Source organism: Pseudomonas oryzihabitans (assembly GCF_014522265.1).
GTDB lineage: Bacteria > Pseudomonadota > Gammaproteobacteria > Pseudomonadales > Pseudomonadaceae > Chryseomonas > Chryseomonas aestiva.
The window spans coordinates 2,515,758-2,541,231 of record NZ_CP017024.1 but is presented as its reverse complement, the minus strand read 5'-3'; the positions used below and the strand labels follow the sequence as shown (position 1 = coordinate 2,541,231).

The following is a 25,474-nucleotide window of genomic DNA, read 5'->3' as shown; positions in this document are numbered from 1 at the left end:
GCTCCTCTAGCTAAGGGTGACACCCACGCCCGCCCAGGCCTCCTCGACCGCACGGACCTCGGCCGACTCGGCGCCGAAGCGACGACCGGCGTTGGAGACCGTCAAGCGGGCGAAGGCAGCGAAATCCGCATCGTTGGCCAGGCGGCTGTCGCAAAGGGTGTCGTACCAGATCGGCCCGGCCTTTTCCCAGGCGTGACCGCCCAGGGCCAGCGCGGCCAGGTAGAAGGCCCGGTTGGGAATGCCCGAATTGAGGTGGACACCGCCATTGTCTTCGCGGGTCTCGATGTAGTCGCGCATATGGCCAGGCTGGGGATCCTTGCCCAGGGTCGGATCATCGTAGGCAGTGCCCGGTTCGGCCATCGACCTCAGGCCCTTGCCCTTGATCTTCTTGGTCAGCAACCCGGCACCGATGATCCAGTCCGCCTCGGCGGCGGTCTGCTTGAGCTTGTACTGCTTGACCAGGATGCCGAAGACATCGGAGACCGACTCGTTGAGTGCGCCGGACTGGTTGAAGTACACCAGCCCCGCCTCGCTCTCGGTGACGCCGTGCACCAGTTCGTGGGCAATGACGTCGAGGGCGATGGTGAATCGATTGAAGATCTCGCCGTCGCCATCGCCGAACACCATCTGCTCGCCGTTCCAGAAGGCATTCTGATAGTCCTGGCCATAGTGGACGGTGCCGGCCAGCGGCAGGCCCTGGCCATCGATGGAATTGCGCCCGAAGACCTCGTTGAAGAAGGTGAAGGTGGCGCCCAGGTAGTCGTAGGCCTCGTCCACCGCCACATCGCTCAGCGCCGGCTGGCCTTCCTGACGCACCAGGCGCCCGGGCAGCTGCATGGCATTGCCGGCATCGAAGATGCTGCGCTGCGGACTGGCGTCATCGGTACGCGGCAGCGGCCCGATCGGCGCCTGGCGCACCCCGGGCCGACCGGGATTGTGCAGCAGACTCTGGACGTGGCTCAGGGTGGTCAGGGCGCAGGAACGCTGGTGTTCGTCGCCATGATCGATGATGCGGCCAAGAATGTAGGGGGGAATCACTCCCTGGTAGGTGCCCGGATAACGAGACATGCGCGACCTCCTCCTCTAGGGGACAAAGGTCCCCGATCACCGCAGCGTGCGGTCCTGTCCGTTGGACCACGAAACAGCCGGACCACTCCCGCCTCTTCACCCGGAGGCAGGCTTCTGGTACAAAGGCACCCCACGCGGGCGTCGTATAATGGCATTACCTGAGCTTCCCAAGCTCATGACGAGGGTTCGATTCCCTTCGCCCGCTCCAGATTCCATGCGGCTTTCAGGGCTGCATCAGCGTTACGCGGAAGTGCTGGGGGCCGTTTTGGGGTCCGTATCTGTCCAAGTGGCAGAGAGACTGTCAGAGCGTTAGAGAGTGACGGCGAGAGTCTCGGCCGTGAATCCCTCCCCCGATAGCGAAAGCAATTTTTCAGGTTGGCGAAAAAAGTAGGTTACTGAGGTTACTTTTTTTTCTAATCATCCTCTATCCCTTGCCAGACAAGGCTTTCAGAGGTTTAGCCAAAAGTTTTTTTCAGGTTATTTGAGGTTATTAGTAACTTTCCAGGCAGGTTACTTCCCTCCAGGCTGAAACCCTTGTTCTAGAGCGGTTCCAGAAAAAGTAACCTCGGAAAAAACCTCAAGTAACCTCCTCCAGGTTACCGACGAAACCCAGCAACGACGCGGCCTAGAGCCCTGTCAATCGACCCCTCTACCCTCGGTAACCCACTTTTTTCGTCGACCTGAAAAAGTCCTCAAGCACTCATCGGCCTAGGGCTGCATTCGGCCGTCTGAAAAAAGGCTGGTGGTGCAGGGATTCGCAGGGTTTTTAAGGCCTGCCAACTCCCGTACAGCCCCAGTAGCGGCGCGGAATAGGCCCAGGTGCAGGGCTGCAGAAAAAGCGACACATTTAGACCGCGGGCGTGGCGGGGGGACGACGGCGCGCGCTGGGTGCAGCATGTGCGCCGCCGTCGTCTCCTGGCTCGCCGGACTACAGTTCCCTCAAGCGGCACCCTTCAGTGTCCCGATGGGGGCAGCCGAAGCATTCCTCGTCGTGGTCACAGAGGTAGTCAACCTCCTCCTCTACGTCTTCACTCCCGATCCCGCTGGCGGCCAGGTAGTACTCCGAGATCTGGACGTGTGCGTTGATCAATTTGCAGTAGTGCAGGTGCATGATTTGACTCCATGGTTTGGAGCTCAAAGACTGGCGTCACGACGCGCCGGACGGGTACCGAATTGGTTCAGAGCGATGCGGATTGTGTAGGGGTAGGCAACCCGCGCTGGAGGCCTCCAGCTACGATAGGGTCAGCCTGCCCAAGACCACTGGAGGTCGACGATGAATCTGTTGAATGGCACATACCGGCTCGTATCTGGAAATGGCCAGTGTCTTTGTGTCACATTCAAAGCGGGTATTGCGGATCCATACGACCAGGGCGGCCCTATACTTGGCGAGATCCGCTTTTCTGACCGGACAATTACAATCGGTCGAGACGTGTCAGAAATAGATGTCCTGAGCAGGAATTTTGAATGGATACAAAAGACCGAATAGCGCTATATGAGAAGCTTTATTTCTTCGAGCTAGAAAGGAAAGAAAAGCTAATATCACGTCTAAGCCTTCCATTGGCTATCATTGTCACCCTGAGCTCTCTCTTGTCGACGATGCTGGAGAAAGCCCCACCGTATAGCGACGGAATGTACGGGGTGCTCTTCTGGATATTCTACCTTTGCTGCATGATCACAGCAGTGCGCAGCGCTTGGTATTTCTGGAGAACCTGGCAGCTGCGAGACTATGACGCCCTACTTCCCGACCTGTCCGCGCTGGAGGACCATCGACAGGATCTACAGCGGCACTTCGAGACACACGGCGAGAGTCAAGACGATGCTCAGGCCCATTTCAGAGAAATCATCATCCGCTTCTACGTTGACTGCACAACCGTCAACACTAGGAATAATGATAAACGAGCTGCATATTTCTCTAACATGGCAACAAACGTTGCACTAACATTCTTTTTGGCAATGCTTTCGTTCGGCACCCTTCACTTGTACCAAAGAGGACATTAAGAAATGAGCCAGCAGAAACCGCCACCTCCACCGCCACCGGCCCCGCGCTTCGTTAGAGATCACGACCCGCATAAGACCCCCCCGCCACCGCCACGCGAGAAGAAATAAAAAAAGCCGCCTCCGGGCGGCTTTTACATACATTCAATTGCTACGGAAGTTGTGAAATTTCATACTCCCGGAAGCGGATCACCTCCTCTCCCAACCATTCGTTGACCTGGGCCAGGCGAGCCTGCAGCGGCTCCAGCTCATTGGCGGCGTACACCAGGGCGGCATCGCGGATCGAGCCGAAGCCACCGGCGTTCTGCGGCACGATGCCCATCAGCTGCGGCGGGATCCGCAGGCCGGCGAGCATGTCGTCGCGGGTGATGCCCTTGATCGAGTTGAATTCGTCCTTCGCCGCCACCTCGCTGACCGGGATCAGCTGGATGCCGTCTTTCTTGCCGCCCGGGGCATAGACGAAGAGGTTGCGGAAGTTGCCGGGGCCCTTGGACTGGCGCAGCGCGGTGCGGACGTTGTCGATGTCCTCCTCCTTCTGCGCCGGGTCGGTCATGTAGAAGATGAAGCCGGCGTGACTGCCGTTGTTGTAGTACTTCCGGCGGAACAGCGTGGCCGACTCGTTCAGCAGCGCAGACTGCATGGCCGCGAGCCACTCGGGCATGCCGTAGATCTCCTGGTTGATGTCGGCCTCGCGCAGGTGGCAGATGGTGCCCGGGGTGAATTCGTGCTCGTCTCGCCACCCGCGCACCTGGAAGAAGCGGTTGTCCTCGCCGCGGCGCATGTACTTGGCCAGCACCGGCTGCAGACTGACCGGCGTGCCCAGGCGCGACTGCCGGCGCTCCAGGTACGCATTGCCCGACCAGAGCCAGTCCAGGGCGAACTGCTCGAACGCCGCACGGCTCAGCAGGCGATGCGGGATGAAGGTGCGGGCCAGCATGTTGCGCTTGAACTTGAGACCGGAGTCCAGATAGACGCTGGCCCGCGTGGCCTTGGCCAGGCCGTCGAGCGATAGCGGCGGGTCGTAGTAGCGGCCGTTGAACCAGCATTCCAGGTAGTCGAAGACCTCGCGCCCTTCCAGCACCGGCATGGGGTCGCCGAAGGTAAAGGCCTCGATAGGGCCGGGCGTCGAAACGGCCAGCTCGGTGGATTCGCTCATCAGAAAATCTCCATGACGCCGGTATTGCGGGCGGTCTGCCCTTCCAGCGGCTCGTTGTGCAGGGCATGAAAGAGGGCCCACGCGAGATCCGCGTGGCCTGTGGTGTCGTTGCGTCCGGCCGTGTAGGTGAACTGGCGGCCGCTGGCGGTGGTGGTCTTGCGAATGGCCATGAGCGACTGGGCGACGTCGGTCCAGCCAGCGTCGAATTCGAGCCGGCCGTTCTTGATCACGTCGTAGGCCTTGAGCACCAGGCGGGTCTTGACCTCGGGCGAGTAGCTGAAGGTGGTCAGGTTCGGGAAGAACTGGCGCACCAGCTGGGCCACGCCGCTGCCCATGCCGGTGACATCGATGCCGATATAGGTCACCCAGTAGCGCTGGCAGACCTGGCGGATCGCCTCAGCCTGGGCGGCGAAGTCCATGCCGCGGAACTGGTGGCGCTCGAGCACGCGGAACTTGCCGCCCGGTACCAGCGGCGGCGCGACCACCACCAGGCCGGCGGTGTCGCCGGTCTCGGCGGGGTCATAGCCGACCCAGACCGGGCGTTCGCCCAGCGGTCGGCTGGCGAAGGGTTTGTAGTCCTCGGCCCACTCGACCCAGCTGTCCACCATGCAGGGCTGCAGCATGGCCAGGGGGAAGATGCTCGCGCCGTCGTCGACGAACTGGCACATCAGCAGGTTCTGGAAGGCCTCGGCCGAGTACTCAAGCTTGAGCTCCTCCAGGTCGAACAGGTCGCAGCCACGGGACTCGGCGTCCAGGATGGTGACGATCTGCCGCCAGATCCGGTCCTCGCAGAGCCGGCCCTCCTGCAGGGCCTCATGGGAGACGTCCAGCTTAAGGTGCTGGGCGACCGGCTTGCCCTTGTTGAAGCGCTCCCCAGTCCAGAAGGTATAGGCCTCATGGGCCATGGAGCTCGGCGTCGAGAAGTAGGTCCGGCGGTATTGCTTCTGCATAGCCATGCCGCTGGCCACCTTGTTCAGCTCCTCGAAGCGGAACGTCCAGAAGAATTCGTCGAAGTAGAAGTTGCCGTGGTAGCCCTGGGCAGTGCGGGCATTGGTACCCAGGAAGTGCAGCTCGGCGCCGTTGGCCAGGATGATCGGATCGCCAGTCACATCGACGCCACAGACCTCCCGGGCGAAGGCCTGAATATACGCCTTGAAGATATGCGCCTGGTTCTTGCTGGCCGACAGGAAGATCTGGTTGCGCCCGGTGATCAGGGCGTCCAGGAAGGCCTCGCGGGCGAAGTAGTAGGTCGCACCGATCTGCCGGCTCTTGAGGATGGCGCGGGTCCGCTGCTGGCCTGCCCGGTACCAGTCGAGCTGGTACCCAAAGCACTGGTCGCGGAAGGCGCTCTCAAGGGCCTCGATCTGCTCCTCGGTGAATTCGTTGCGCGCCGCCTTCTTCTTCGGCCCGGCATTGCGGTTGTCCAGCTTGGGATTGAGCTCGGCCTCGGTACCGCCGCCCTGGAAGCGCTGGATCCGTGCCTGGCGTTCCAGCTGGCGGTGGAGTAGATCGATCTCCTTGAAGTCGCCGCCGGTCTTGCCGTCCTTGAGGATCAGCTGCACCAGGCGCGCCTCCAGGGCGCCGCCGATCCGCTCGACGTTGTCCGCCCGATCCCATTCGTCCCGGGCCTTCCAGCTGTGGACGGTCTTTTCCTTTTCGCCGATCGCCTCGGCGATTTCCGTCACCCTCCAGCCCATCCAGTACAGATGCTTGGCGCGCCGACGCACGTCCATCAGCAGGTCGGTGGACGGAGCGGCCGCCGGCGTTTCGGCCGGGCTTGGCAGGGGCGAGGAATCGGATAGGCTTTTCATGGCCGCCAGACTGCCGCCCTGATCCCCTCCTCCATAGCGCGCGACCGTGTACCGCGCGCGCCTACAAAACCCCCTCGTTGCTGGGACGCGCGCGCGTCCCGACCATGCCCCTCATCGCCCAAGCACTCCCGCTAAGCCTCTGAGGATCCCCGGCATGGCCGACCCCAAGACCCCCAAACTCCGCTCTCCTTTCTTCCGTGTCGCCGTCGAAGGCGCTACCAGCGATGGCCGCCAGATCGAGCGCGCCTGGATCGAGCAGGCCGCGGCCAGCTACAACCCCAAGACCTACGGCGCTCGCATTTGGATGGAGCACATCCGCAGCAGCGTGGCGGACAGCCCCTTCAAGGCCTACGGCGACGTGATCGCGGTGAAGGCCGAAGAGGTCGAGATCAACGGCCAGAAAAAGCTAGCCCTCTTCGCCCAGATCGAGCCCACCGCCGACCTGGTGGCCCTGAACAAGGCCAAGCAGAAGATCTACACCTCGGTCGAGATCTCGCCCAAATTCGCCGACACCGGCGCCGCTTACCTGGTCGGCTTGGGCATCACCGACAGCCCGGCCAGCCTGGGCACCGACGTGCTGTCCTTCGCCGCGGCCAATCCGGCGGCCAATCCCTATGCCAGCCGCAAGCTGCACGCGGACAACCTTTTCACCGTGGCCGAAGAGACCGTCCTGACCTTCGCCGAAGTCGAGGACAAGCCCAGCCTGGGCGCCCTGCTCTTCGCCAAGGTGACCGAGCTGCTCAAGGGCAAGGAAGCGCAGACCCAGGGCGAGTTCGCCCAGTTCGGCGCCGCCGTCACCGCGGTGGCCGAGCACGTCCGCGAGCAGGACAGCCGCTTCACCAACGCCGAAACCGCTTTCGCCGAGCTGGCCGGCAAGCATGCCCAACTGCAGGCCGAATTCACCGCCCTGCAGGTGCAGCTCAGCCAGACCCAAGACCCCAACCAACCCAAGCGCCCTCCGGTCACCGGCGGCGATGGCCAGAACCTGACCGACTGCTGATCAGCCGTTCACTTTCCCGGAGAGATCCATGCGTAACGATACCCGTGCCCTGTTCAACCAATACCTGGACCAAGTCGCCGCCCTGAGTGGTGTGTCCTCGGCGAGCGCGACCTTCGCCGTCGACCCCACCGTCCAGCAAAAGCTGGAAACCCGCATCCAGGAGTCCAGCGACTTCCTGAGCAAGATCAACAACATTCCCGTCGACGAGCTGCTCGGCCAAAAGGTCGGTCTGGGCGTCTCCGGCACCATCGCCAGCCGTACCGACACCACAGGCACCGCCAGCCGTAGCCCCCGCGACGTGTCCAGCACCGATAAGGCGGATTACAAGTGCGAGAAGACCGACTTCGACACTGCAATCCCCTACTCCCTGCTGGATGCCTGGGCCAAGTTCCCGGACTTCCAGGCGCGCCTGCGTGACGCCATCGTCAAGCGCCAGGCCCTGGACCGCCTGATGATCGGCTTCAATGGCACCAGCGCTGCGGCCACCACCAACCGCGCCACCAACCCTCTGCTGCAGGACGTCAACATCGGCTGGCTGCAGCAGTACCGCAACAACGCGCCCCAGCGCGTGCTGAAGACGGGCAAGGCCGCGGGCAAGATCGTCATCGGCGCTGGCGATGCTGCCGACTACAACAACCTGGACTCGCTGGTATACGACGTGATCAGCAACCTGATCGACCCCTGGCACCGCAAGGATCCGGGCCTGGTAGTCATCGTCGGTCGCGACCTGGTCCACGACAAGTACTTCCCGCTGGTGAACAAGGAGCAGCCGGCGTCCGAGAAGCTGGCCACTGACGTGATCTTGGCTGCCAACCGTATGGGTGGCCTGCAGCCGGTCGAGGTGCCCTACATCCCCGACAACGCGCTCTTCATCACCTCGCTGCAGAACCTGTCGCTCTACTACCAGACCGGCGGCCGCCGCCGCTTCGTCAAGGAAGCGCCGGAGAAAAACCGCATCGAGAACTACGAGTCGAGCAACGACGCCTACGTGGTCGAAGACTACGGCTTCGGCTGCCTGGTCGAAAACATCGTGACGGGCGTTTAAGCCATGGCCTCCTCTCCCGCGAAACGGCACTTCCTAGCAGCTGCAGCGGCACTCGCCGCTGCAGCTGTCGGGCCGGCCGACAGCATGGCGGGCCGCACCGTGTACGAGCAGCAGCTGGCCCAGCTGCTGCAGGACCGGCTGCGACTCAAGCAGGTGCAATCCACCCAGGCCAAGGCCGAGCTCAAGCGGCAGCTGCTCGGCGCCTATGCCGACTACGTCAGCGGCGTGCTCGAGGGCGGCAATGGTGCCCAGGACGAGGTGCTGGTCACCGTGATGATCTGGCGCATCGATGCCGGCGACTTCTGGGGCGCGCTCCACATCGCTGCCTACGTGCTCAAGCACGGCCTGGTGATGCCGGATCGCTTCGCCCGGACCACCGGCTGCCTGATCGCTGAAGAGGTGGCCACCGCCGCTCTCAACGCCCAGAAAGCCGGTCAGCCGTTCGAGCCGGACCTCCTGTTCTACACCGACGCGCTCACCGCCGAGCAAGACATGCCCGACGAGGCGCGCGCCAAGCTCTATCTGGCCATCGGCCGGGCCGAGCTCGAGGGCATCGATGAAGAGCGGCCGGGCGCCGAGGGTCAGCTGGCTCGCGGCATCGCTGCCCTGCAGCGCGCCATCAGCCTGCACGACCGCTGCGGCGGCAAGAAAGACCTGGAACGGGCCGAGCGCCTGGCCAAGAAACATGCCGCCTCTGGTGGCTAACCGAGCGGTCCCCCGCAACCCCGCCGGCTCGGGGCGGATCGGCCAGGCCTAGCCTTGGACCGTGAAGCCCCGACCACCGGCGACCCATTCGAGAGCAGCACCATGAGCGGATTCGTTGCAGGCGGCACCGTCGCCAGCGGTCAGGTGGTGTCCGACCCTTTCTGGCCGGCGATCGAGCTGGACCAGGTCCGCGCGCGGTTGCGGATCGACAGCAGCGTCAGCACTGAAAAGCTCAAGGCAGCAGTGATTGCCGCAGCCATCGCCGTCAACCGCGAACTCGCCGGCTACCGCTTCGCCCAGGTCACCACCGGCTACGCCACCCTGGCCGCTGTGCCCGGGCTGCTGATCGACGGCGTCAGCGAGCGTGCTCACCTGTACCTGCGTGCGATCGATGCCGCCACCGCGGCCGAGGTCGCCGAGCGGTACCGCAGCTACGACAGCACCGCCAAGGGCGACAAGGACGCCGAGGCGGAGACCCCCACCATCGACGACTACCGCCGCGATCAGCGCTGGGCCGTCCGCGACTTTCTGGGCCTGGCCCGGACCACCGTGGAGCTCATCTGATGGCCACCGTCGTGCGCGCCCAGCAAGGCGACACCCTGGACCGGATCTGCCTGCGGCACTACGGGCGCACCCAGGACGTCACCGAGACCGCGCTCGAAGCCAACCCGGGCCTGGCGGAGCTGGGCCCCATTCTGCCGATCGGCACCCCTATCACCTTGCCAGACGCCCCCGCCCAGGCCACTGCCGGCATTGCCGCGCAACAGCCGGTCAGCCTCTGGGACTAGACGAGAAACATCATGCCCGACCGTCCCGACACCTGGGCCTGGCTCGCCGCCTGGCTCGAACACAACTGGCCCGCGCTCTACGCCGGCCTGGTCGCCTGCGTCATCGCGGGCCTGCGGATCGCCTACAGCGGCGGCACCCTGCGCCGCGTGCTGCTCGAGGCGCCCCTCTGCGGCGCCCTGGCCCTGGCCGCAAGCCACGGCCTTTCCCTGCTGGGCATACCTGCCAGCACCGGCCCCTTCTGGGGCGGAATCATCGGACTGCTGGGCGTCGAGGGTACTCGCGCCGCGGCTAAACGCTTCGTCGAACGCAAGGTAGAAACGCAATGAACCAGCCCAAGATCCTGATCATCGGCGCCCACGGCCTGGCCGTGCGCGACCTGCAGAAAGCCCTGGCCGCGTCTGGCTTCTCCGTCGACCTGGACGGCGACTATGACGAAGGCACCGAGCACGCCGTCGAAGACTTCCAGCGCTCTGTCGGCCTGGTGGCCGATGGCATCGCCGGCCCGAAGACCTTCGCTGCCCTACTGGGCAAGCGCGACCCGCTGCACCTGGGATTCGCCGACCTCGAGCACGCCGCCAAGACCCTGGGCGTCCCCGTCGCGACCGTTCAGGCGGTCAATGAGGTCGAGTCGAAGGGCGAAGGCTTCCTGGACAACGGCAGGGTGGTGATCCTGTTCGAGCGCCACGTCTTCTATCAGCGCCTGGTCAAGGCCCACGGCCAGGCCGAGGCCGATCGTCTGGCAGCCCTCAACCCGAACCTGATCAACCCGAAGTCCGGCGGCTACGTCGGCGGTGCGGCCGAGTGGCAGCGCCTGACCTCGGCCCGGCAGATCGACGAGGCCTGCGCGCTAGAGTCGTGCAGCTGGGGCCTGTTCCAGGTCATGGGCTACCACTGGCAAGACCTGGGCTATGCCAGCGTCCAGGACTTCGTCACCCGCCTGCAGACCAGCGAAGCCGAGCAGCTCGACGCCTTCGTCCGCTTCGTCAAGGCGGAGCCTGCGCTGCTCAAGGCCCTCAAGGCCGGAAAATGGGCGGACTTCGCCCGCGGCTACAACGGCCCGGCCTACGCCCGCAACCTGTACGACGTGAAGCTCGAGCGCGCCTTCGCCCGCTACAGCGCCGCCGCCCCGGCTAAGGACGCCGCATGACACCCGTCACTGACGTGCAGCGCCTGGAGCCGCAGGATGGGGAGGTCTTCATCCTGCCGGCCGGCGCGTCCTTCGAGGAGGCCGAGCGTCTCTGTGAAGCCATCCAGACCGCCAAGCCAGGCGTGCGGGCTGTCGTGGTGATCGGCGAGCTCGAGCACCTGGACCAGGCGGCGATGAACCGCGCTGGCTGGTACCGCCAATGATCAGCTGGAAGGAGAAGGCGCTCTTCGCGCTGGCCCTGGCCCTCACGATCGCCGTGCTGTGCCTGACCCTCTATGCGCAGGGCCTGCGCATCGACCAGGCCAATCAGAAGCGCGAGGCCGCTGAGGACCAGGTCACCCAGCTGACCGGCGAGCGCGACCACCTCACCGACACCCTCACCGAGCAGCGGGCCGCCCAGGCCCAGCTGCAGACCACCCAGAAAGACCTGCGCCGCGAGATCGATGTCCGCCGGCGCCGAATCCAGGAGCTCGAACATGAAAACGCTGAACTCAAGGCTTGGGCTGGCCAGCCTCTGCCTGCTGCTGCTCGCCGGCTGCGCCAGCGGCCCGTCCTCACCGGAGCCACGGCTTACCGTGAGTGGCTGTCCAGTGGTAACGCGCTGCCAGCTGCCGTCGACCCACCCGCGCAATAACGGCGAGCTCCTGGACGACAGCGAGGCGCTGGAAGCTGCCTGGGCCGACTGCGCGGCCCAGGTCGATATGGTCTATGACGCCCAGCAGGCCCACCCATGAACAAGCCCGAAAGCCTTCGCGCTCACCTGCTCGCCGCCGTCCCTGAGCTGCGCCACAGCCCTGACCGGCTGCTGGTCTTCATCGACAAGGGCAAGCTACGCTGCACCGCCGCAGCCAGCCTGTCCTGGGAGTACGGCTACGAGCTGCAGATCATCCTGACCGACTTCGCCGGCCACCCGGACGCCGTGATGCTGCCGCTGCTGGCCTGGGTCCGGACGAACCAGTCTGAGCTCCTGGTCAACCTGGACAAATCTGCCCAGGGCATCGGCTTCGAGGCCGACATCCTGGACAACTCTAAGGTGGATCTTGCGATCACCCTTCCCCTCACCGAGCGCGTGGTCGTCAAGAGCCAGCCAGACGGCACCTATCAGCTGAGCCACGTTCCAGAATCGAAATACACCGAATACCAGGAGCCCGGTACCTGGCAGGTCTTCGCCGGTGGCGAGCTGCTGGCCGAGTGGAAGTCCGGATCCGCTGGCGACGCCCTCGCCCTGGAGACACCGCAGCCGGGCCGCAGCCGTGGCTGACCTCGAGGCGCTGGAGACCTGGCTCTCGCCGCTGCTGCAGAAGCTCGACGGCCGCGGCCGGGCTCAACTGGCCCGCAAGGCTGCCCAGCAGCTGCGCCGCAGCCAGCAGCAGCGAATCCGCGCCCAGGTGAACCCGGATGGCTCGCCGTTCGAGGCACGCAAGCCGAGGGATCTGCGTGGCAAGAAGGGCCGCATCAAGCGGCGCATGTTCGAGAAGCTCAAGATGGCCCGCTACCTCAAGGCCAAAGGTTCGCCTCAACAGGCGGTGATCGGCTTTGCCGGCCGCGTCTCCCGCATCGCCCGCGTCCACCAGTACGCCCTGAAAGACCGCGCCGAGCGTGGGGCCCCTGAGGTCCGCTATGCAAGACGTAGGCTACTTGGATTCGCAGATGAAGACATAGGCAACTTACGGCTATTACTTCTCGACCATCTGAGCCTATTTAACCATTCATAGCGAATGCAATTAGTTCCCTGTCGCTTTTATCATGTCCACTATATTCCTCGCACTAGGAGAATCAGCCGGAACATAAGTATAATGATCCTTGAACACCTTTCCTTTATTGTCTTCACCATCGACTCTCAGGTCGATCTTGAGATTTTTCAATTCCGCGTCAGGCGTTGCAACTCTTTCCAAACTTAGAATGGCCGTCTGGCCGGGCTCAATTTTCTTCTCAACTTTTCCTATTGCACTTTCCCAATCGCTCAGCCAAATTCTTCTCCTAAACATCAAAATTTCAGGATCTGTATCAGGATTACCCCCCTTTCTTTTAAGCTGTTCACGTCTTTCCCAGAAATCCGACGTCGACTCTGTGCCAGACAGATTTGCGTAGATAGGTGTTTTGAAAGGATTCCTTATGCTAAGTGGGAAAATAATTTTCGATCCTTCACGCCTAGCTGGGAGTAGCTCTAAGGTCGGGGAACTCTTAGTCCCCTCCGATACAAGAGCATTGTCGGTATAAAATTTAAAATTCACTCCAGCATCGGTTAAATAAGAATACCTTACGCCATAGTAAATAGAAAAAGGATCGCGCCCGGTATAACCTAGATAAAAAGCAAGTATGAATAAAGCCAAACAGAATGACAAAAATCGGACAGTCGGCCCCACACTCGGAGGAATACTGCCTCTCTTATTAAATACTTTTCCATTAGCGTCAGAAGACTTTATGCTTGGCCTAGACGCCTTCTTTTTGAAGTCAAAATCGTCAACGTACACCACCATCTTAACAGTTTCATCTGGCAAGACTCGATCAACGAAAATTTCATTCCCCTCCGCTGTTACACCTCCTGCGGAAACAGAGATAACCTGAATTACATTAACCGAAGGAAACCGTATTTTTACTTTCTCCTCTTTGTCTTTCCCTTTATTCACTATGGTTAGCGTGAGCGTGCACCCTGAAACCTCTTTCTCATAGCATGACATGCAATCATCACAAGATAAATACAACTGACGAATGCGAAATGAAGAAATAAACCTATTAATAATAGCCGTCAAAAATAACGTCCCTATTAAGTTTAGTAGAGGTAAAAATTTATCCATACATTAAGCTCTTTATGTTTGCATCCAGGCTAACATCTAAAAATTCTCACCTAGCGCTGATCTAGGCCTAGCATCAGCAATATCGTAGCCTGTCTTGTAGCTCTTACTCATACAAATATCGGCAGCTGCTACATTCAGCAGGTACGGCCATCCTCCGCGGCATGACCGACATCGCCGCCCTCTCCCGCCTCATCGAGAACCTGATCCGCCTCGGCACCGTTGCCGAGGTCGACCATGGCAGCCTCCAAGACAAACGCCCTGCCCGGGTTCGGGTTCAGAGCGGCGACCTGCTGACTGGCTGGTTGCCCTGGGCCGCCCTGCGTGCTGGCACTACGCGCGACTGGGATCCGCCCACCGTAGGCGAGCAGGTTGTTGTTTTCAGCCCCAGCGGCCAGACCGCCCAGGGCATCGCCATTACCGGCCTGTTCAGCGCCCTCATCCCTGCCAACGGCGATCGCGCCGGCCTGCACCGCCGCACCTACCCAGACGGCGCCGTCGTCGAGTACGACAGCGAAGCCCATCGCCTGCGGGCCGTCCTGCCCGAGGGTGGCGTCACCGATCTGACCAGCACCGGCGGCATCAACATCGTCGGCCCGATCAACCACCAGGGCGACTACACCCAGACCGGCAACCAGACCGTCACCGGCAAGGTGACCGTCAGCGTGGACGTGGTCGCCGCCGGCATCAGCCTGGTCAAGCATCCGCACGGCGGCGTGCAGACCGGCAGCGGCAAGACCGGAGCGCCCACGGCATGAACCGATCCACTGGCCTGACCGTCACCGAGCTCGAGCACCTGCAGCAGTCGGTGGCCGACATCCTCACCACGCCGATCGGCACGCGGACCATGCGCCGCGCCTACGGCTGCGACCTGTTCAGCCTGCTCGACCAGCCGCTCAATCCCGCCCTCGCCCTGCAGGCCAAGGCCACCGCCGTGACTGCCCTGCTGCGCTGGGAGCCCCGCCTCAACCTCACCTACATCGGCATCAGCCTGGGCGACGCCCCGGGCCAGGCCTTCGTTGACCTCGAGGGCTACAGCACCGTCAACGACGCCGCCGTCAGCCTGCGCGCACCGCTCACCCTGGGAGGCCTGTAATGGTCGACACCTTCAGCCCCATCGACCTCAGCCAGCTGCCGGCCCCGACTATCGTCGAGACCCTGGACTTCGAGACCCTGCTCACCACCCGCAAGGAGCGCCTCATCAGCCTCTACCCCGCGGCCGAGCGCGCGGCGATCCGCGAGCGCCTGGCCCTGGAGTCGGATCCGGTCAACAAACTGCTCCAGGAGAACGCCTATCGCGAGTTGGTGCTCCGCCAGCGGGTCAACGATGCCACCCGCGGCGTGATGCTCGCCTTCGCCGTGGGCACCGACCTGGACCAGCTGGGCGCCAATTTCAGCGTGACCCGCCTGCTGCTCAAGGCCGCCAATCCCAACGCCGTGCCGCCCACCGCTGCCGTCTACGAATCCGACGACGACTTCCGCGCGCGGATCCAGCTGTCGCCCGAGGGCTACACCACCGCCGGCAGCCAGGGCAGCTACGTGTTCCACGGCCTGTCCGCCGATGGCAACGTCCGCGACGTCCAGGCCATCAGCCCCGCGCCGACCCAGGTGACCATCTACGTGCTCTCGCGCCTGGGCACCGGCCTGGCCTCGCCCGAGCTGCTGGCCAAGGTCACCGCAGCCCTCAACGCCGAGAAAGTCCGGCCGCTCACCGACAAGGTGACCGTGCTGTCGGCCAACATCGTGGACTACCAGGTCAACGCCGAGCTCACCCTCTACGACGGTCCGGATTCCGATGTCGTGGTCGCCGCCGCCTACAAGGCGGTCGAGGACTATGCCGCCAGCGTGAAAAAGATCGGCTATGACGTCGCCCTGTCCGGCCTTTACAAGGCCCTGCACCAGTCCGGCGTCCAGGCGGTCAAGCTCACCAAGCCCGCCGCCAGCCTGGTGCTGGGCAATGGCGAAGCCAGCAACTTGACCGGCGTCACCCTGACCGTGGCAGGGGCCACCAATGTCTGAGCTGCTGCCACCCAACAGCACGGACCTGGAGCGGCGCCTGGCCGAAACCGGTAGCGCCATCAGCGACGTGCCGGTACCCACCCGGTCGGTCTGGGACCCGAATACCGCCCCGGCCGAGCAGCTGCCCTGGCTCGCCTGGGCCCTATCCGTCGACGCCTGGGATCCGCTGTGGAGCGAGAACCAGAAGCGCCAGACCATCCGCGCGAGCATCCAGGTCCACCGCACCAAGGGCACCTTCGGCGCCATCAAGGACGCCCTGGCCGCCCTGGGTTTCCCGATCCGCGTCCAGGAGTGGTACCAGCAGGATCCGCCGGGCAAGCCCGGCACCTTCCGCCTGCTGATCGACGTCGACCAGATCGGCGTGCCCAACAGCAGCGCGCTGCGCTTCATGCCCGTCGTCGAGGCAGCCAAGAACCTGCGCTCGCACCTGGACACCATCGAGCTCCGCGTCGCCACCAAGACCCGCGCCTACCGTGGCGCCGTCACCGCGGCCGGCTTCGAGCTGACGGTCCGCCCCTCCGACACCCAATACGCCGCCCTGGAGCCTGGCTTCGTCCTGGCTGAATCCGGGCTGCACCAACTCACCAACGTGGACCTGGTCCAGGCGCTGGAACTGAAAAATGGCTGACTTGACCCTACCCGAGGTAATCACTCGCTTCCGGGGGAATGAGGCGCGTATCGCCGACTTCGCCAACGGCAACGCCGCGGGCTACTACATCACCGTCGACGGCAAGAAGGTGGAGACGCTGCCAAGCGTCGTCTCCCGTCTTGCGGCTGCGATCGCCGCGGCCAGCTCTACGGCCGACACCCTCAAGGGCACCGGCGGCGCGAAGCTGATTGGGTTCGGTACGGTCACGGTCGATGCTGCCTTGACCAACCAGGCGAAGGGAATCGCCGACAACGCGAAGGCCATCACTGACCTGGATACCGCCAAGCTCGCCAAGGGCGGCGGCACCATGACCGGCGCGCTCAAGCTGGCAGGTGCGCCGACCGATCCGCTCCACGCGGCCACGAAGGGCTGGGCAGAAGCGCTGGTTGGCACCTACTGGAAGCCCGCAATCGGCGACGTCCTGACGACCGTCCGCGGTGCCCCGGACGCAACATGGATTCCCGACGGGGCAAACTATCTGCAGGCCAGCTACCCCGACCTGTTCCAGAAGCTTGGCTTGCTGGACGCTGACGCAACCGGTAATGGGGCCTGGCCCAAGACCGGCGGAGTTGTGCAAGGCATTCTCAGTGTGGCCTTGGGCAAGGACGGCGTAATTTGCGCCGCCGTATCGACGTCGTCTCAGGGAATCATGCGGAGCGCGGACGGCGGCGCCAGCTTCACCAAGATTTTGTCCATCACGGACGGCCAAGCCCAGGGGATAGATACCGACAAGGCTGGGGTCTGGATCACCGTTGGCAGTAATGGATTCCTGCGCAGCGTGGATAACGGCCTTACCTGGACGTCGATCACGTCTGCGGCGGGCATTGTCGGCCAATGCACCAGCATCGTCTGTGACAGAAAGGGGACTTGGATCGCCTGCTCCCCGTCGAATCAGAGTTTTATCCTCAAGTCGAAGGATAACGGTCTGACCTGGACGCGGATCGCCCTCCCTTACGCGCCGTTCAAGCTTTCGACCAATCGAAACGGCCTGTGGATCATGTCCGCGCAAAGCAACGGCATAGGATTGCGCTCGACCGACAATGGCGAGACCTGGACGCAAATCTCGCTACTGGCTGCATATAACGGCCAGACAATCGTGACCTATGGAAACGGCGTATTCGTGGCCGTGTGCTGGAACAGCAGCAACCAGTACAGCTACTACGCGGTTTCCATTGATGGCCTTACCTGGTCGTCAGTCGGCCAGTATTCCGCCAGCCAGCCCCCTACGGCTGGGATACCGACGACCGCGGCCTCTGCTGGTTCATGTGTTACACCGGCTCCAATCTAAGGCTGACCGTCGGCATTTCGGCTGCTGGAGCAGCGGCTATTTTCTCTGGAACGGTATTCGGAGCCAGCACCGGGCCCGGCGCGCAGACAACGTGGCCGAACTTCGTAGTGACTGACGGCCAATATGGCTGGATCGCATTCGGCGGCAGTAGTGGCGACGTTGTGAGGTGCAATCCGTCGTACGACGTGAAAACCCTTTTCAAGGTCCCCAAGGCCGCTACCCAACCGGCGCCCTTCGCCAACTTCATCAAGGCCAAATGACCATGGACACCATCACCCTTTACCAATGGGGCGCCGATGGCGTCCTGGCTGGATACATCCAGGCCGACCCTATGGCGGGCATCCCCGAGCGCAGCACGCCGACCCCACCGCCCAAGCTCAAGGCTGGCCAGGTGGCCGTCTGGAACGGTCAGGGCTGGATCGCCGCCGACAAGGTGCCTGAGCAGCCGCTGCCAGTGGTCACCGCTGACCAGGTCGACGCCGAGCGGGATCGTCGCGTCGAGCTGGGCTTCGAGTTCCAGGGCAAGCACTACCAGACCCGCGAGGCTGGCGACCGGGAAAACATCCTGGGCGCCATGAACAACGCACTCGCAGCCATCATCAACGGCGCTAAGGCCGGCGAGCTGCGCTGGGCGGACGCAGCCAAGGACTTCTTCTGGATCGCCGCCGACAATACCCGCGTGCCGATGGATGCCCAGACAGCCCTCGCCCTGGGCCAGGCCGCCACGGCCCGCAAGAGCGCACTGGTGCAGGCTGGCAGCGACCTCAAGGCGATGGCGCCCATCCCCCAGGACTTCGCCGCGGACAAGTGGTGGCCGGTATGAGCAAGGGCTACTTCGAGAACCGCCCGGCCATGCGCCAGGTGGACCGCTGGACCTGGGAGCTGGTCGAGCCGCTGGTCTTCGTCGACCCCGTCTATGGCCGGATCGTCGTTCCCGTGGGCGAGCGCAGCGACCTGGCGTCGATCCTCTTTCTACGTGAGGTCGCGCGCTGGGCCCTGATCCTGGCCGCCCTGGCCTGGGCCGCCGGCGCGGTCTGTGCCCTGCTGCTGCCCCTGCAGGCCTTCGCGGATCCGCTGCTGTGGACCAGCATCGCTGCCACCGGCATCTACGCCGTCCTGGCTGGCTACGCCGTGCTGGCCGCCTTCGTCCACGACTTCCTCTACCGCACCGGCCAGTTGCCCCGGGCTGCGGCGGACGCGGTGCTGTACCGCGCCTGTCGGGCTGAGGGCGAAGCGCGCTGGCGGGCCTTCATTTTCTGGATCGGGCCACGCCTCGGCGGGGCCAGTCATTACCACACCGGCAGCAAGGGCTGATTATGGACTTCCACACGATACACACTGCCTACGGGCTCAAGCGCCTGGCCCAGGCCGAGGCTGCCGGCGTCGCCATCAACCTGACCCAGGCCGCCGTGGGCGATGGCAATGGCAACCTGGTGACCCCGGCTGAGGGCATGACCCAGCTGGTGCGCGAGCGCTATCGCACCACCATTAACCGCGTCTACCAGGACCCTGACGAGCCTCGCGGCTTCATCGCCGAGATCGTGATCCCGGCTGCGACCGGCGGCTTCACCCTGCGTGAGGTCGGTCTCTTCGACGACCAGGGCAGCCTGTTCGTGGTCGGCAACCTGCCAGACACCTACAAGCCGCTGCCCGGCGAGGGCGCCTATTCGGACGCCGTGCTGCGCGTGCAATTCCTGGCCTCGAATGCCTCGGTGATCAACCTGCAGGTGGACCCGAATCTGGCGGTGGCCAGCCACACCTGGGTGCTCAACACCTTCGCCAAGGCCTTGATCATTCCTGGCGGGACCGTGCGTCAGGTGCTGGCCAAGTGGGGCAACGGCCCCGGCGAATACGGCTGGGAAGATCCTACTGAAACCAACGTGGTGGTGCGCTCGATCGAGGAGGTCCAGACGCTGGCCGCCAATCAGACCGTGGTCAACCTGGCCAAGACCACCACCGTGGGCCTGGCGGTCTATGTGGCCGGTACCCGGCTGCGCGCCGGCGAGGAATGGACCGCGACCAGCAGCACCGCGCTCAAGCTCACCAGCAGCTACGCCGCCGGCACCAAGATAGTCCTCGCCCAGAACGACCCGCTCGGCACCTTCTTTGATCCGCTGATGAAGACCCAGAACCTGGCCGACGTACCGGACAAGGCCAAGGCTCGGGCCAATCTGGAGCTCTACAGCAAGACCGAGGTGGACGCCCTGATCGCCCGGGTACCGGCAGGCACGGTCGGCTACTTCGCCGGCACGACCGCCCCGGCCGGCTGGTTCAAGGCCAACGGCGCGGCGATCTCGCGTACCGCCTACGCCGAGCTATTCGCCGCCCTGGGCACCTATCACGGCGCGGGTGATGGCTTCACCACCTTCAACCTGCCGGATCTGCGCGGCGAATTCATCCGGTGCCTGGACGACGGCCGCGGGATCGATAAAGGCCGCGGCATGGGTACCGGCCAGTTGAGCCAGAACCTGGAGCACACCCACACCGGCAAGACGGCCCAGGCCGGCGCGCATTCCCACGTCTACACCAACACCGATACTGCCGAGACCAGCAGCAGCGGCCTGTCCGGCGGCAACAACTTCACCGACCGCGACACCAACTACAACACCACCACCAACGGCGACCACACCCACGTCGTCACCATTGACCCAAGCGGCGGCAGCGAGGCGCGCCCGCGCAATATCGCGCTGCTGGCCATCATCAAGTACTGAGGCAACCCATGGACAAAATCGTCTATCAAACCGACCAGGCCGGCTTCTACCAGGGCCAGACCTCCGCCGATGAGTCCCCGCTCGAGCCCGGCGTCTACCACCTGCCGGCGCGCTGCGTGGAAACGCCGCCGCCCGCCACCTGGGAGGACAGCCAGTGGCCGCGCTGGGACGGCACCACCTGGCGTCTGGTCAACCGACCCAAGGCCTTCGACGCTGAAGATCCGGTCGACAAGCTCAAGACCTTCCTCGCCGCCAACCCGGACGTGGCGAGCCTCATCACCGCCGCCTGATTGTGTAGCGGCGCCCGCTACAAACCCCGCCCCGCGACCCGCGCGCGCGGATCCGCCAGCCTGTGCAGCGTCACCTACCCACCTGCGCAGGCTTACCCTCCATGGCTGACTTCCATCACGGCGTGCGTGTCCTCGAGATCAATCAAGGCACCCGCTCCATTTCCACCGTTTCCACGGCCGTCATCGGCATGGTTTGCACCGGCAGCGATGCCGATGCCGCTAGCTTTCCGCTCGATACGCCCGTCCTGCTGACCAACGTCCAGGCCGCTGTCGGCAAGGCCGGCACCAAGGGCACCCTGGCCCCCTCGCTGCAGGCGATCGCCGACCAGTCCAAGCCCGTCGTGGTCGTGGTCCGGGTTGCAGACGGCGCTAGCGCGGCGGAGCTGCAATCCAACCTGATCGGCGGCGTGGTCGCCGGCAGATACACCGGCATGAAGGCCCTGCTCGCAGCCAAGGCCAAGCTCGGCGTGACGCCGCGCATCCTGGGCATTCCCGGGCTCGACACCCAGGCCGTGACCACCGCCCTGCTGCCGATCGCCAAGCAGCTGCGCGCCTTCGTCTACGCCAGCTGCTATGGCTGCGCTACCAAGGAAGAGGCCGTCGCCTACCGCACCCAGTTCAGCGCCCGCGAGCTGATGCTCCACTGGCCTGACTTCCTGGCCTGGTCCACCACCGACAACAAGACCGTCACCGCGGCCGCCACCGCACGCGCCCTGGGCCTGCGTGCCCAGATCGACCAGGAGACGGGCTGGCACAAGACCCTGTCCAACGTCGCTGTGGCCGGCGTCACCGGCGTTTCCAAGGATGTCTTCTGGGACCTGCAGAACACCGCCACCGACAGCGACTACCTCAACGGCAACCAGATCACCACGCTGATCAACCACGAGGGCTACCGCTTCTGGGGCTCGCGCACCTGCAGCGACGACGCGCTCTTCACTTTCGAGAACTACACCCGCACCGCCCAGGTGCTGGCAGACACCATGGCCGAGGCGCATTTCTGGGCCGTGGATCGCCCGATGCACCCCAGCCTGGTGCGCGACATCGTCGAGGGCATCAACGCCAAGTTCCGCGAGCTGACCCGCCAGGGCTACCTGCTGGGCGGCGAGTGCTGGTACGACGCCGACGCCAACGCTTCCAGCACCCTCAAGGCCGGCAAGTTGTGGCTCGACTACGACTACACCCCCGTCCCGCCGCTGGAAGACATGACCCTGCGCCAGCGCATCACCGACCGCTACCTAGCCGACTTCGCGACCCGCGTAAACGCCTGATCCTGATCACCCGGCGCCCCTACGGGCGCCCTCTGGAGAGCTGCCCCCATGGCCATGCCCCGCAAACTCAAGAACATGATGCTTTTCAACGACGGCCACTCCTACCTGGGCGTCGCCAAGTCCGTCACCCTGCCGACCCTCGGCCGCAAGATGGAAGCCTTCCGCGGCGCCGGCATGAACGGCCCCGTCAAGGCTGACCTGGGTATGTCCGACGACGGTATCCAGCTGGAATGGACCCTCGGCGGCCTGGACCTCACCGTCCTCAAGCAATTCGGAGCCGTGGGCGCCGCAGCCGTGCCCCTGCGCTTCACCGGCAGCTACCAGCAGGACGACACCGGCGAAGAGACCGCCGTCGAGATCGTCGTCCGCGGCCGCCACGAATCCATCGAGATGGGTGAAGCCAGCGCCGGCGAGGACACCGAGCACAAGATCACCACCGCCGGCAGCTACTACAAGCTGATCGTGGACGGCGAGACCGTGATCGAGATCGACCTCCTCAACTTCATCGAGAACGTCGGCGGTGAAGACCGCCTGGCCAAGCAGCGCGCCTCGCTCGGCATCTGATCCCTCCCCTTTTCCAGCCCGCTTCGGCGGGCCACCTGATCTCCCAAGCCTATTACCTGGAGTACCACCATGAGCGACACCACCAACGCCGTTCCTGCAGGCGACCACACCCACCCCATCAGCCTCGACCAGGCCGGCAGCCACAGCCACAACGCGCCGCAGCCGGTACCGGAAAACGTAGTCGTCCTGGACCAGCCCATCGTCCGCGGCGCGACCACCATCGCCCAGATTGCCCTGCGCAAGCCCAACGCCGGCGCCCTGCGCGGCATCACCCTGTCCGACCTGCTGCAGATGGACGTCAACGCCATCGTCCGCGTGATCCCGCGTATCAGCACCCCGACCCTCACCGAGGCCGAGGTCCGCGCCATGGATCCCGCCGACCTGGTCGACGCCGGGAGTGTCGTCGCCAGTTTTTTGCTCAAGAAGTCCATGAAGGCGGATCTCTTCCCCGCCACGTAGAGGATGCGATGGCGGATCTCGCCATCACCTTCCACTGGCACCCCGCTCAGCTCGACCAGTTGAGCGTTTCCGAACTGATGGACTGGCGCGAACGCGCCCGCAAGCGAGTCTCCCCCGATGGCCAATGACCTGCAGATCCGCGTCCTCCTGTCCGCCCTGGACAAGGTCACGGCCCCGCTCAAACGCATCGCCGGGGCGGCAACGCGACCGCCCGGGCGCTCAAGGCTGCCCGGGACCGGGTCAAGGAGCTCAACCAGCAGCAGCAAGACATCAGCGCCTACCAGCGCCAGCGCGAGGCCGTGCGCCTGAGCGCCGAGGCCCTGGCCAAGGGTCAGGAGAAGCTGCGGTCCTACCGCGAGCAGCTCAAGGCGATGGACGCCCCGTCCGCTGCCTTCCAGAAGACCTTCGCCAACGCGGCCGCTGCCGTCGACAAGCTGCAGGCCAAGCACACCGCCCAGCGCACTGAGCTGCAGCGCCTGCTGCCGATCATGCGCGCCAGTGGCGTGGATACCCGCGACCTCGGCGGCGCCCAGTCGCGGCTGCAGGCGCAGATCACCAGCGCCAATGCGGCGATCGACACTCAGCGGGGCAAGCTCGAGCGCCTCAATCGCACCCAGGAGAAGCTGGCCAGCGCCCGCGGCAAGCTCAAGCGCGGCCAGGAGCTCGCCGGCAACGCCGCCATGGCCGGCGCTAGCTCGGCTGCCACCGGCGCCGCGATCGGCGGCCCGGTACTGGGCATGATCAAGGCCTTCGCCCCGGCCGAGGACGCCGCCACCCAGCTGCGCGCCTCGCTGATGCTGAGCGACGGCTCGGTCCCTGAATCCTTCAAGCAGATCTCCGACCTGGCCACGCGCCTGGGCGATCGCCTACCCGGTACCACCGCCGAATTCCAGGAAATGATGACCATGCTGGTGCGCCAGGGGATGTCGGCCAAGACCATCCTCGGCGGCATGGGCGAGGCCTCGGCCTACCTGGGCGTCCAACTCAAGATGCCAGTTACCGAGGCCGCGGAGTTCGCGTCCAAGATGCAGGACGCCACCCGCACCAGCGAGAAGGACCTCATGGGCCTGATGGATACCATCCAGCGCGGCTTCTACCTGGGCGTCGACTCCAACAACATGCTCGAGGGCTTCAGCAAGATCAGTCCGGCGCTGGACATCATCAAGAAGGAAGGTCTCGAGGCGGCCAACGCCCTGGCCCCTCTGCTGATCCAGCTCGACCAGACCGGCATGGAGGGCGGCGCTGCGGGCAACGCCCTGCGCAAGATCTTTCAGATGGGCATGGATACGGACAAGGTCGGCAAGGCCAACAAGGGCCTCAAGGACAAGGGCATCAAGCTGGACTTCACCGACGGCAAGGGCGAATTCGGCGGCATGGAGAAGCTCTACGCTCAGCTGGACAAGCTCAAGGGCCTCAACACCGAGACCCGCCTGGGCGTGCTGAAACAGGTCTTCGGTGACGACTCCGAGACCCTGACCGCGCTCAACACCATGATGTCCAAGGGCCTGGCCGGCTACCAGGAAGTCCAGGGCAAGATGAAGGCCCAGGCGGACCTGCAGATGCGCGTCAACGAGCAGCTCAAGACTGTGACCAACCTCTGGGATGCCGCGACCGGTAGCTTCACCAACGCTCAAGCTCAGTTCGGGGCGTCAGTCGCGCCCCAGCTCAAGGAAATCATCACCTGGCTGACCGATGCTGCCTCCGCCACGGGCGCCTGGGCCGAGGCCAATCCCACTCTAGCCGGCAACCTGGTCAAGGTGGCCGCGGTGCTTTCAGCCGTGTCGATCGCCTTCGGCACCGTTGCCCTGGGGCTGGCTGGCGTGCTGGGTCCCTTCCTGGCGCTGCGCTTCATGCTCGCCCAGGTCGGTATCCGCCTGCCGAACCTGATCGGCCTGCTGTTCAACCTCGGCAAGGGCGCCCTGCCCCTGGTGGCCGCAGGCTTCCGGCTGCTCGGCGCCGTCGTGATGGCCAACCCCATCGCCGCCGTCATCTTCGGCCTGGTCACCGCGGGTACCCTGCTCTACGCCAACTGGAGCACCATTGCGCCGTGGTTTAAAGGGATCTGGGAGGAGATGAAGCTGGGGGCCAGTGGTGGTATTACCGGAATCGCTAAGCTGATCCTGGACTTCTCGCCGATCGGCCTCTTCTACCGGGCCTTCGCGGCGGTGATGAACTACTTCGGCTTCGAGCTCCCGGCCAAATTCACCGAACTCGGCGGCATGATGATGCAGGGCCTGGTCAACGGCATCACCAGCGGCCTGGGCGCGGTGAAAAACGCCGTCATGGGCGCCGGCGAGAGCGCGATCAACTTCTTCAAGGAGAAGCTGGACATCCACTCGCCGTCCCGCGTCTTCGCCTCCTTGGGCGAGTTCACCATGCAGGGCCTGGCCATCGGCCTGGGCAAGGGGGAGGGTAGTCCGTTGGCCCAGATCGCCGACACCGCTAAGCGCATCGCCAGCGCCGGCGCGGTCGCCCTGGGGATCGGTACCGCCGCCACGCCCGCGCTGGCCAACGGCATCACCTTCGACGACCGACCCGCGATGTCCGCTGCAGCCCCTGCTGCCCCGGCGGGCGGTGACGTCTACAACATCACCATCAACGCTGGTGCCGGTATGGACGCCCAGGCAATCGCCCGCGAGGTCCAGGCCGTCCTGGCCCGCATCGAGAGCCAGAAGGCCGCCCGCGGCCGCAGTAGCCTCAAGGACAGGACCTGAC

31 protein-coding genes, 1 tRNA gene and 1 pseudogene are annotated in these 25,474 nt (G+C 64.3%); 28 read left to right on the top strand and 5 right to left on the bottom strand.

Annotation, left to right across the window (positions count from 1 at the left end; all coding sequences use genetic code 11):
• Positions 1-6: 6 nt before the first annotated feature.
• Complete coding sequence (locus BGI51_RS11780) at positions 7-1,068, bottom strand: M4 family metallopeptidase (protein WP_133863023.1); 1,062 nt, start codon at positions 1,066-1,068, stop codon at positions 7-9.
• Between the two features lie 134 nt (positions 1,069-1,202).
• Between BGI51_RS11780 and BGI51_RS11775 the strand changes: the two genes are divergently transcribed.
• A tRNA-Gly gene (locus tag BGI51_RS11775) sits at positions 1,203-1,276 on the top strand.
• A 720-nt stretch (positions 1,277-1,996) separates the two neighbouring features.
• On the opposite strand, the gene BGI51_RS11770 is transcribed toward BGI51_RS11775, so the two are convergent.
• Entirely contained in the window at positions 1,997-2,179 is a 183-nt protein-coding gene (locus BGI51_RS11770) for a hypothetical protein (protein WP_187978446.1), read from the bottom strand.
• Between the two features lie 353 nt (positions 2,180-2,532).
• On the opposite strand from BGI51_RS11770, the gene BGI51_RS11765 reads away from it, so the two are divergent.
• Positions 2,533-3,066 (top strand): hypothetical protein, encoded by a 534-nt coding sequence (locus BGI51_RS11765; protein WP_187978445.1) that lies wholly within the window; start codon positions 2,533-2,535, stop codon positions 3,064-3,066.
• Positions 3,067-3,214: 148 nt separating this feature from the next.
• Here BGI51_RS11765 and BGI51_RS11760 read toward each other — a convergent pair whose 3' ends face one another.
• Together BGI51_RS11760 and BGI51_RS11755 are read right to left on the bottom strand one after the other, a co-directional pair.
• A complete protein-coding gene (locus BGI51_RS11760; protein ID WP_187978444.1) occupies positions 3,215-4,219 on the bottom strand; it encodes a phage portal protein in 1,005 nt (334 codons plus the stop codon).
• On the bottom strand, positions 4,219-5,952 hold the full coding sequence (locus tag BGI51_RS11755) for a terminase ATPase subunit family protein (RefSeq protein WP_187981315.1): 1,734 nt from the start codon (positions 5,950-5,952) through the stop codon (positions 4,219-4,221). Before BGI51_RS11755 ends, BGI51_RS11760 begins: the two co-directional genes overlap by 1 nt.
• 232 nt (positions 5,953-6,184) lie before the next feature.
• Here BGI51_RS11755 and BGI51_RS11750 point away from each other — a divergent pair, with 232 nt between their 5' ends.
• The 12 genes and pseudogenes from BGI51_RS11750 to BGI51_RS11700 all read left to right on the top strand — a co-directional run bounded on the left by BGI51_RS11750 (position 6,185) and on the right by BGI51_RS11700 (position 12,431).
• Positions 6,185-7,030 carry a GPO family capsid scaffolding protein gene (locus tag BGI51_RS11750; protein WP_187978443.1) on the top strand — a complete coding sequence of 282 codons (846 nt, stop codon included), beginning with the start codon at positions 6,185-6,187 and terminating at the stop codon, positions 7,028-7,030.
• 28 nt (positions 7,031-7,058) lie between these two features.
• Complete coding sequence (locus BGI51_RS11745) at positions 7,059-8,075, top strand: phage major capsid protein, P2 family (RefSeq protein ID WP_187978442.1); 1,017 nt, start codon at positions 7,059-7,061, stop codon at positions 8,073-8,075.
• 3 nt (positions 8,076-8,078) lie between these two features.
• Positions 8,079-8,780, top strand: coding sequence for a phage terminase small subunit (gpM, locus tag BGI51_RS11740; protein ID WP_187978441.1), 702 nt, complete (start codon positions 8,079-8,081; stop codon positions 8,778-8,780).
• A 102-nt stretch (positions 8,781-8,882) separates the two neighbouring features.
• Positions 8,883-9,344 carry a head completion/stabilization protein gene (locus tag BGI51_RS11735; RefSeq protein ID WP_187978440.1) on the top strand — a complete coding sequence of 154 codons (462 nt, stop codon included), beginning with the start codon at positions 8,883-8,885 and terminating at the stop codon, positions 9,342-9,344.
• Positions 9,344-9,568: a tail protein X gene (locus BGI51_RS11730; RefSeq protein WP_187978439.1), complete on the top strand. Its 225-nt coding sequence runs from the start codon at positions 9,344-9,346 to the stop codon at positions 9,566-9,568. Before BGI51_RS11735 ends, BGI51_RS11730 begins: the two co-directional genes overlap by 1 nt.
• A gap of 12 nt (positions 9,569-9,580) precedes the next feature.
• Positions 9,581-9,895 carry a phage holin, lambda family gene (locus BGI51_RS11725; RefSeq protein ID WP_017640255.1) on the top strand — a complete coding sequence of 105 codons (315 nt, stop codon included), beginning with the start codon at positions 9,581-9,583 and terminating at the stop codon, positions 9,893-9,895.
• Complete coding sequence (locus BGI51_RS11720; RefSeq protein ID WP_187978438.1) at positions 9,892-10,716, top strand: N-acetylmuramidase domain-containing protein; 825 nt, start codon at positions 9,892-9,894, stop codon at positions 10,714-10,716. The genes BGI51_RS11725 and BGI51_RS11720 overlap by 4 nt, the downstream gene beginning before the upstream one ends.
• Positions 10,713-10,919: a hypothetical protein gene (locus BGI51_RS11715; protein WP_017641680.1), complete on the top strand. Its 207-nt coding sequence runs from the start codon at positions 10,713-10,715 to the stop codon at positions 10,917-10,919. The genes BGI51_RS11720 and BGI51_RS11715 overlap by 4 nt, the downstream gene beginning before the upstream one ends.
• Positions 10,916-11,269 (top strand): annotated as a pseudogene (locus BGI51_RS11710) (Rz-like lysis system protein LysB); the annotation flags it as partial. The gene BGI51_RS11715 and the pseudogene BGI51_RS11710, both read left to right, overlap by 4 nt.
• On the top strand, positions 11,193-11,450 hold the full coding sequence (lysC, locus tag BGI51_RS23480; RefSeq protein ID WP_252977067.1) for an Rz1-like lysis system protein LysC: 258 nt from the start codon (positions 11,193-11,195) through the stop codon (positions 11,448-11,450). The pseudogene BGI51_RS11710 and the gene lysC, both read left to right, overlap by 77 nt.
• Positions 11,447-11,977, top strand: coding sequence for a phage tail protein (locus BGI51_RS11705; protein WP_187978436.1), 531 nt, complete (start codon positions 11,447-11,449; stop codon positions 11,975-11,977). Before lysC ends, BGI51_RS11705 begins: the two co-directional genes overlap by 4 nt.
• Entirely contained in the window at positions 11,970-12,431 is a 462-nt protein-coding gene (locus BGI51_RS11700; protein ID WP_187978435.1) for a phage virion morphogenesis protein, read from the top strand. Before BGI51_RS11705 ends, BGI51_RS11700 begins: the two co-directional genes overlap by 8 nt.
• A 9-nt stretch (positions 12,432-12,440) precedes the next feature.
• Here BGI51_RS11700 and BGI51_RS11695 read toward each other — a convergent pair whose 3' ends face one another.
• Positions 12,441-13,514, bottom strand: a complete 1,074-nt coding sequence (locus BGI51_RS11695; protein WP_187978434.1) for a hypothetical protein — start codon at positions 13,512-13,514, stop codon at positions 12,441-12,443.
• A gap of 161 nt (positions 13,515-13,675) precedes the next feature.
• On the opposite strand from BGI51_RS11695, the gene BGI51_RS11690 reads away from it, so the two are divergent.
• The 14 genes from BGI51_RS11690 to BGI51_RS11625 all read left to right on the top strand — a co-directional run bounded on the left by BGI51_RS11690 (position 13,676) and on the right by BGI51_RS11625 (position 25,473).
• Positions 13,676-14,269, top strand: coding sequence for a phage baseplate assembly protein V (locus BGI51_RS11690; protein WP_187978433.1), 594 nt, complete (start codon positions 13,676-13,678; stop codon positions 14,267-14,269).
• The gene (locus BGI51_RS11685) at positions 14,266-14,607 is read left to right on the top strand and encodes a GPW/gp25 family protein (protein WP_187978432.1); all 342 of its coding nucleotides are present in this window, start codon (positions 14,266-14,268) and stop codon (positions 14,605-14,607) included. The genes BGI51_RS11690 and BGI51_RS11685 overlap by 4 nt, the downstream gene beginning before the upstream one ends.
• A complete protein-coding gene (locus tag BGI51_RS11680) occupies positions 14,607-15,530 on the top strand; it encodes a baseplate assembly protein (protein ID WP_187978431.1) in 924 nt (307 codons plus the stop codon). The genes BGI51_RS11685 and BGI51_RS11680 overlap by 1 nt, the downstream gene beginning before the upstream one ends.
• Complete coding sequence (locus tag BGI51_RS11675) at positions 15,523-16,158, top strand: phage tail protein I (protein WP_187978430.1); 636 nt, start codon at positions 15,523-15,525, stop codon at positions 16,156-16,158. Before BGI51_RS11680 ends, BGI51_RS11675 begins: the two co-directional genes overlap by 8 nt.
• A complete protein-coding gene (locus tag BGI51_RS11670) occupies positions 16,151-17,467 on the top strand; it encodes a WD40/YVTN/BNR-like repeat-containing protein (protein ID WP_187978429.1) in 1,317 nt (438 codons plus the stop codon). The genes BGI51_RS11675 and BGI51_RS11670 overlap by 8 nt, the downstream gene beginning before the upstream one ends.
• A gap of 262 nt (positions 17,468-17,729) precedes the next feature.
• Complete coding sequence (locus BGI51_RS11665) at positions 17,730-18,290, top strand: DUF4376 domain-containing protein (protein ID WP_187981239.1); 561 nt, start codon at positions 17,730-17,732, stop codon at positions 18,288-18,290.
• Positions 18,287-18,781 carry a DUF1353 domain-containing protein gene (locus BGI51_RS11660; protein WP_187981238.1) on the top strand — a complete coding sequence of 165 codons (495 nt, stop codon included), beginning with the start codon at positions 18,287-18,289 and terminating at the stop codon, positions 18,779-18,781. Before BGI51_RS11665 ends, BGI51_RS11660 begins: the two co-directional genes overlap by 4 nt.
• A 2-nt stretch (positions 18,782-18,783) precedes the next feature.
• Complete coding sequence (locus tag BGI51_RS11655; RefSeq protein WP_187981237.1) at positions 18,784-20,178, top strand: phage tail-collar fiber domain-containing protein; 1,395 nt, start codon at positions 18,784-18,786, stop codon at positions 20,176-20,178.
• A gap of 8 nt (positions 20,179-20,186) precedes the next feature.
• Positions 20,187-20,468 (top strand): phage tail protein, encoded by a 282-nt coding sequence (locus BGI51_RS11650; RefSeq protein WP_187981236.1) that lies wholly within the window; start codon positions 20,187-20,189, stop codon positions 20,466-20,468.
• Positions 20,469-20,569: 101 nt separating this feature from the next.
• On the top strand, positions 20,570-21,736 hold the full coding sequence (locus tag BGI51_RS11645) for a phage tail sheath protein (RefSeq protein WP_187981235.1): 1,167 nt from the start codon (positions 20,570-20,572) through the stop codon (positions 21,734-21,736).
• Between the two features lie 48 nt (positions 21,737-21,784).
• Positions 21,785-22,300, top strand: a complete 516-nt coding sequence (locus BGI51_RS11640; RefSeq protein WP_187981234.1) for a phage major tail tube protein — start codon at positions 21,785-21,787, stop codon at positions 22,298-22,300.
• A gap of 69 nt (positions 22,301-22,369) precedes the next feature.
• Positions 22,370-22,759, top strand: coding sequence for a phage tail assembly protein (locus tag BGI51_RS11635; protein WP_187981233.1), 390 nt, complete (start codon positions 22,370-22,372; stop codon positions 22,757-22,759).
• Between the two features lie 8 nt (positions 22,760-22,767).
• A complete protein-coding gene (locus tag BGI51_RS11630; RefSeq protein WP_017640277.1) occupies positions 22,768-22,887 on the top strand; it encodes a GpE family phage tail protein in 120 nt (39 codons plus the stop codon).
• Positions 22,888-23,058: 171 nt separating this feature from the next.
• The gene (locus BGI51_RS11625) at positions 23,059-25,473 is read left to right on the top strand and encodes a phage tail tape measure protein (protein ID WP_437179443.1); all 2,415 of its coding nucleotides are present in this window, start codon (positions 23,059-23,061) and stop codon (positions 25,471-25,473) included.
• Position 25,474 lies beyond the last annotated feature (1 nt).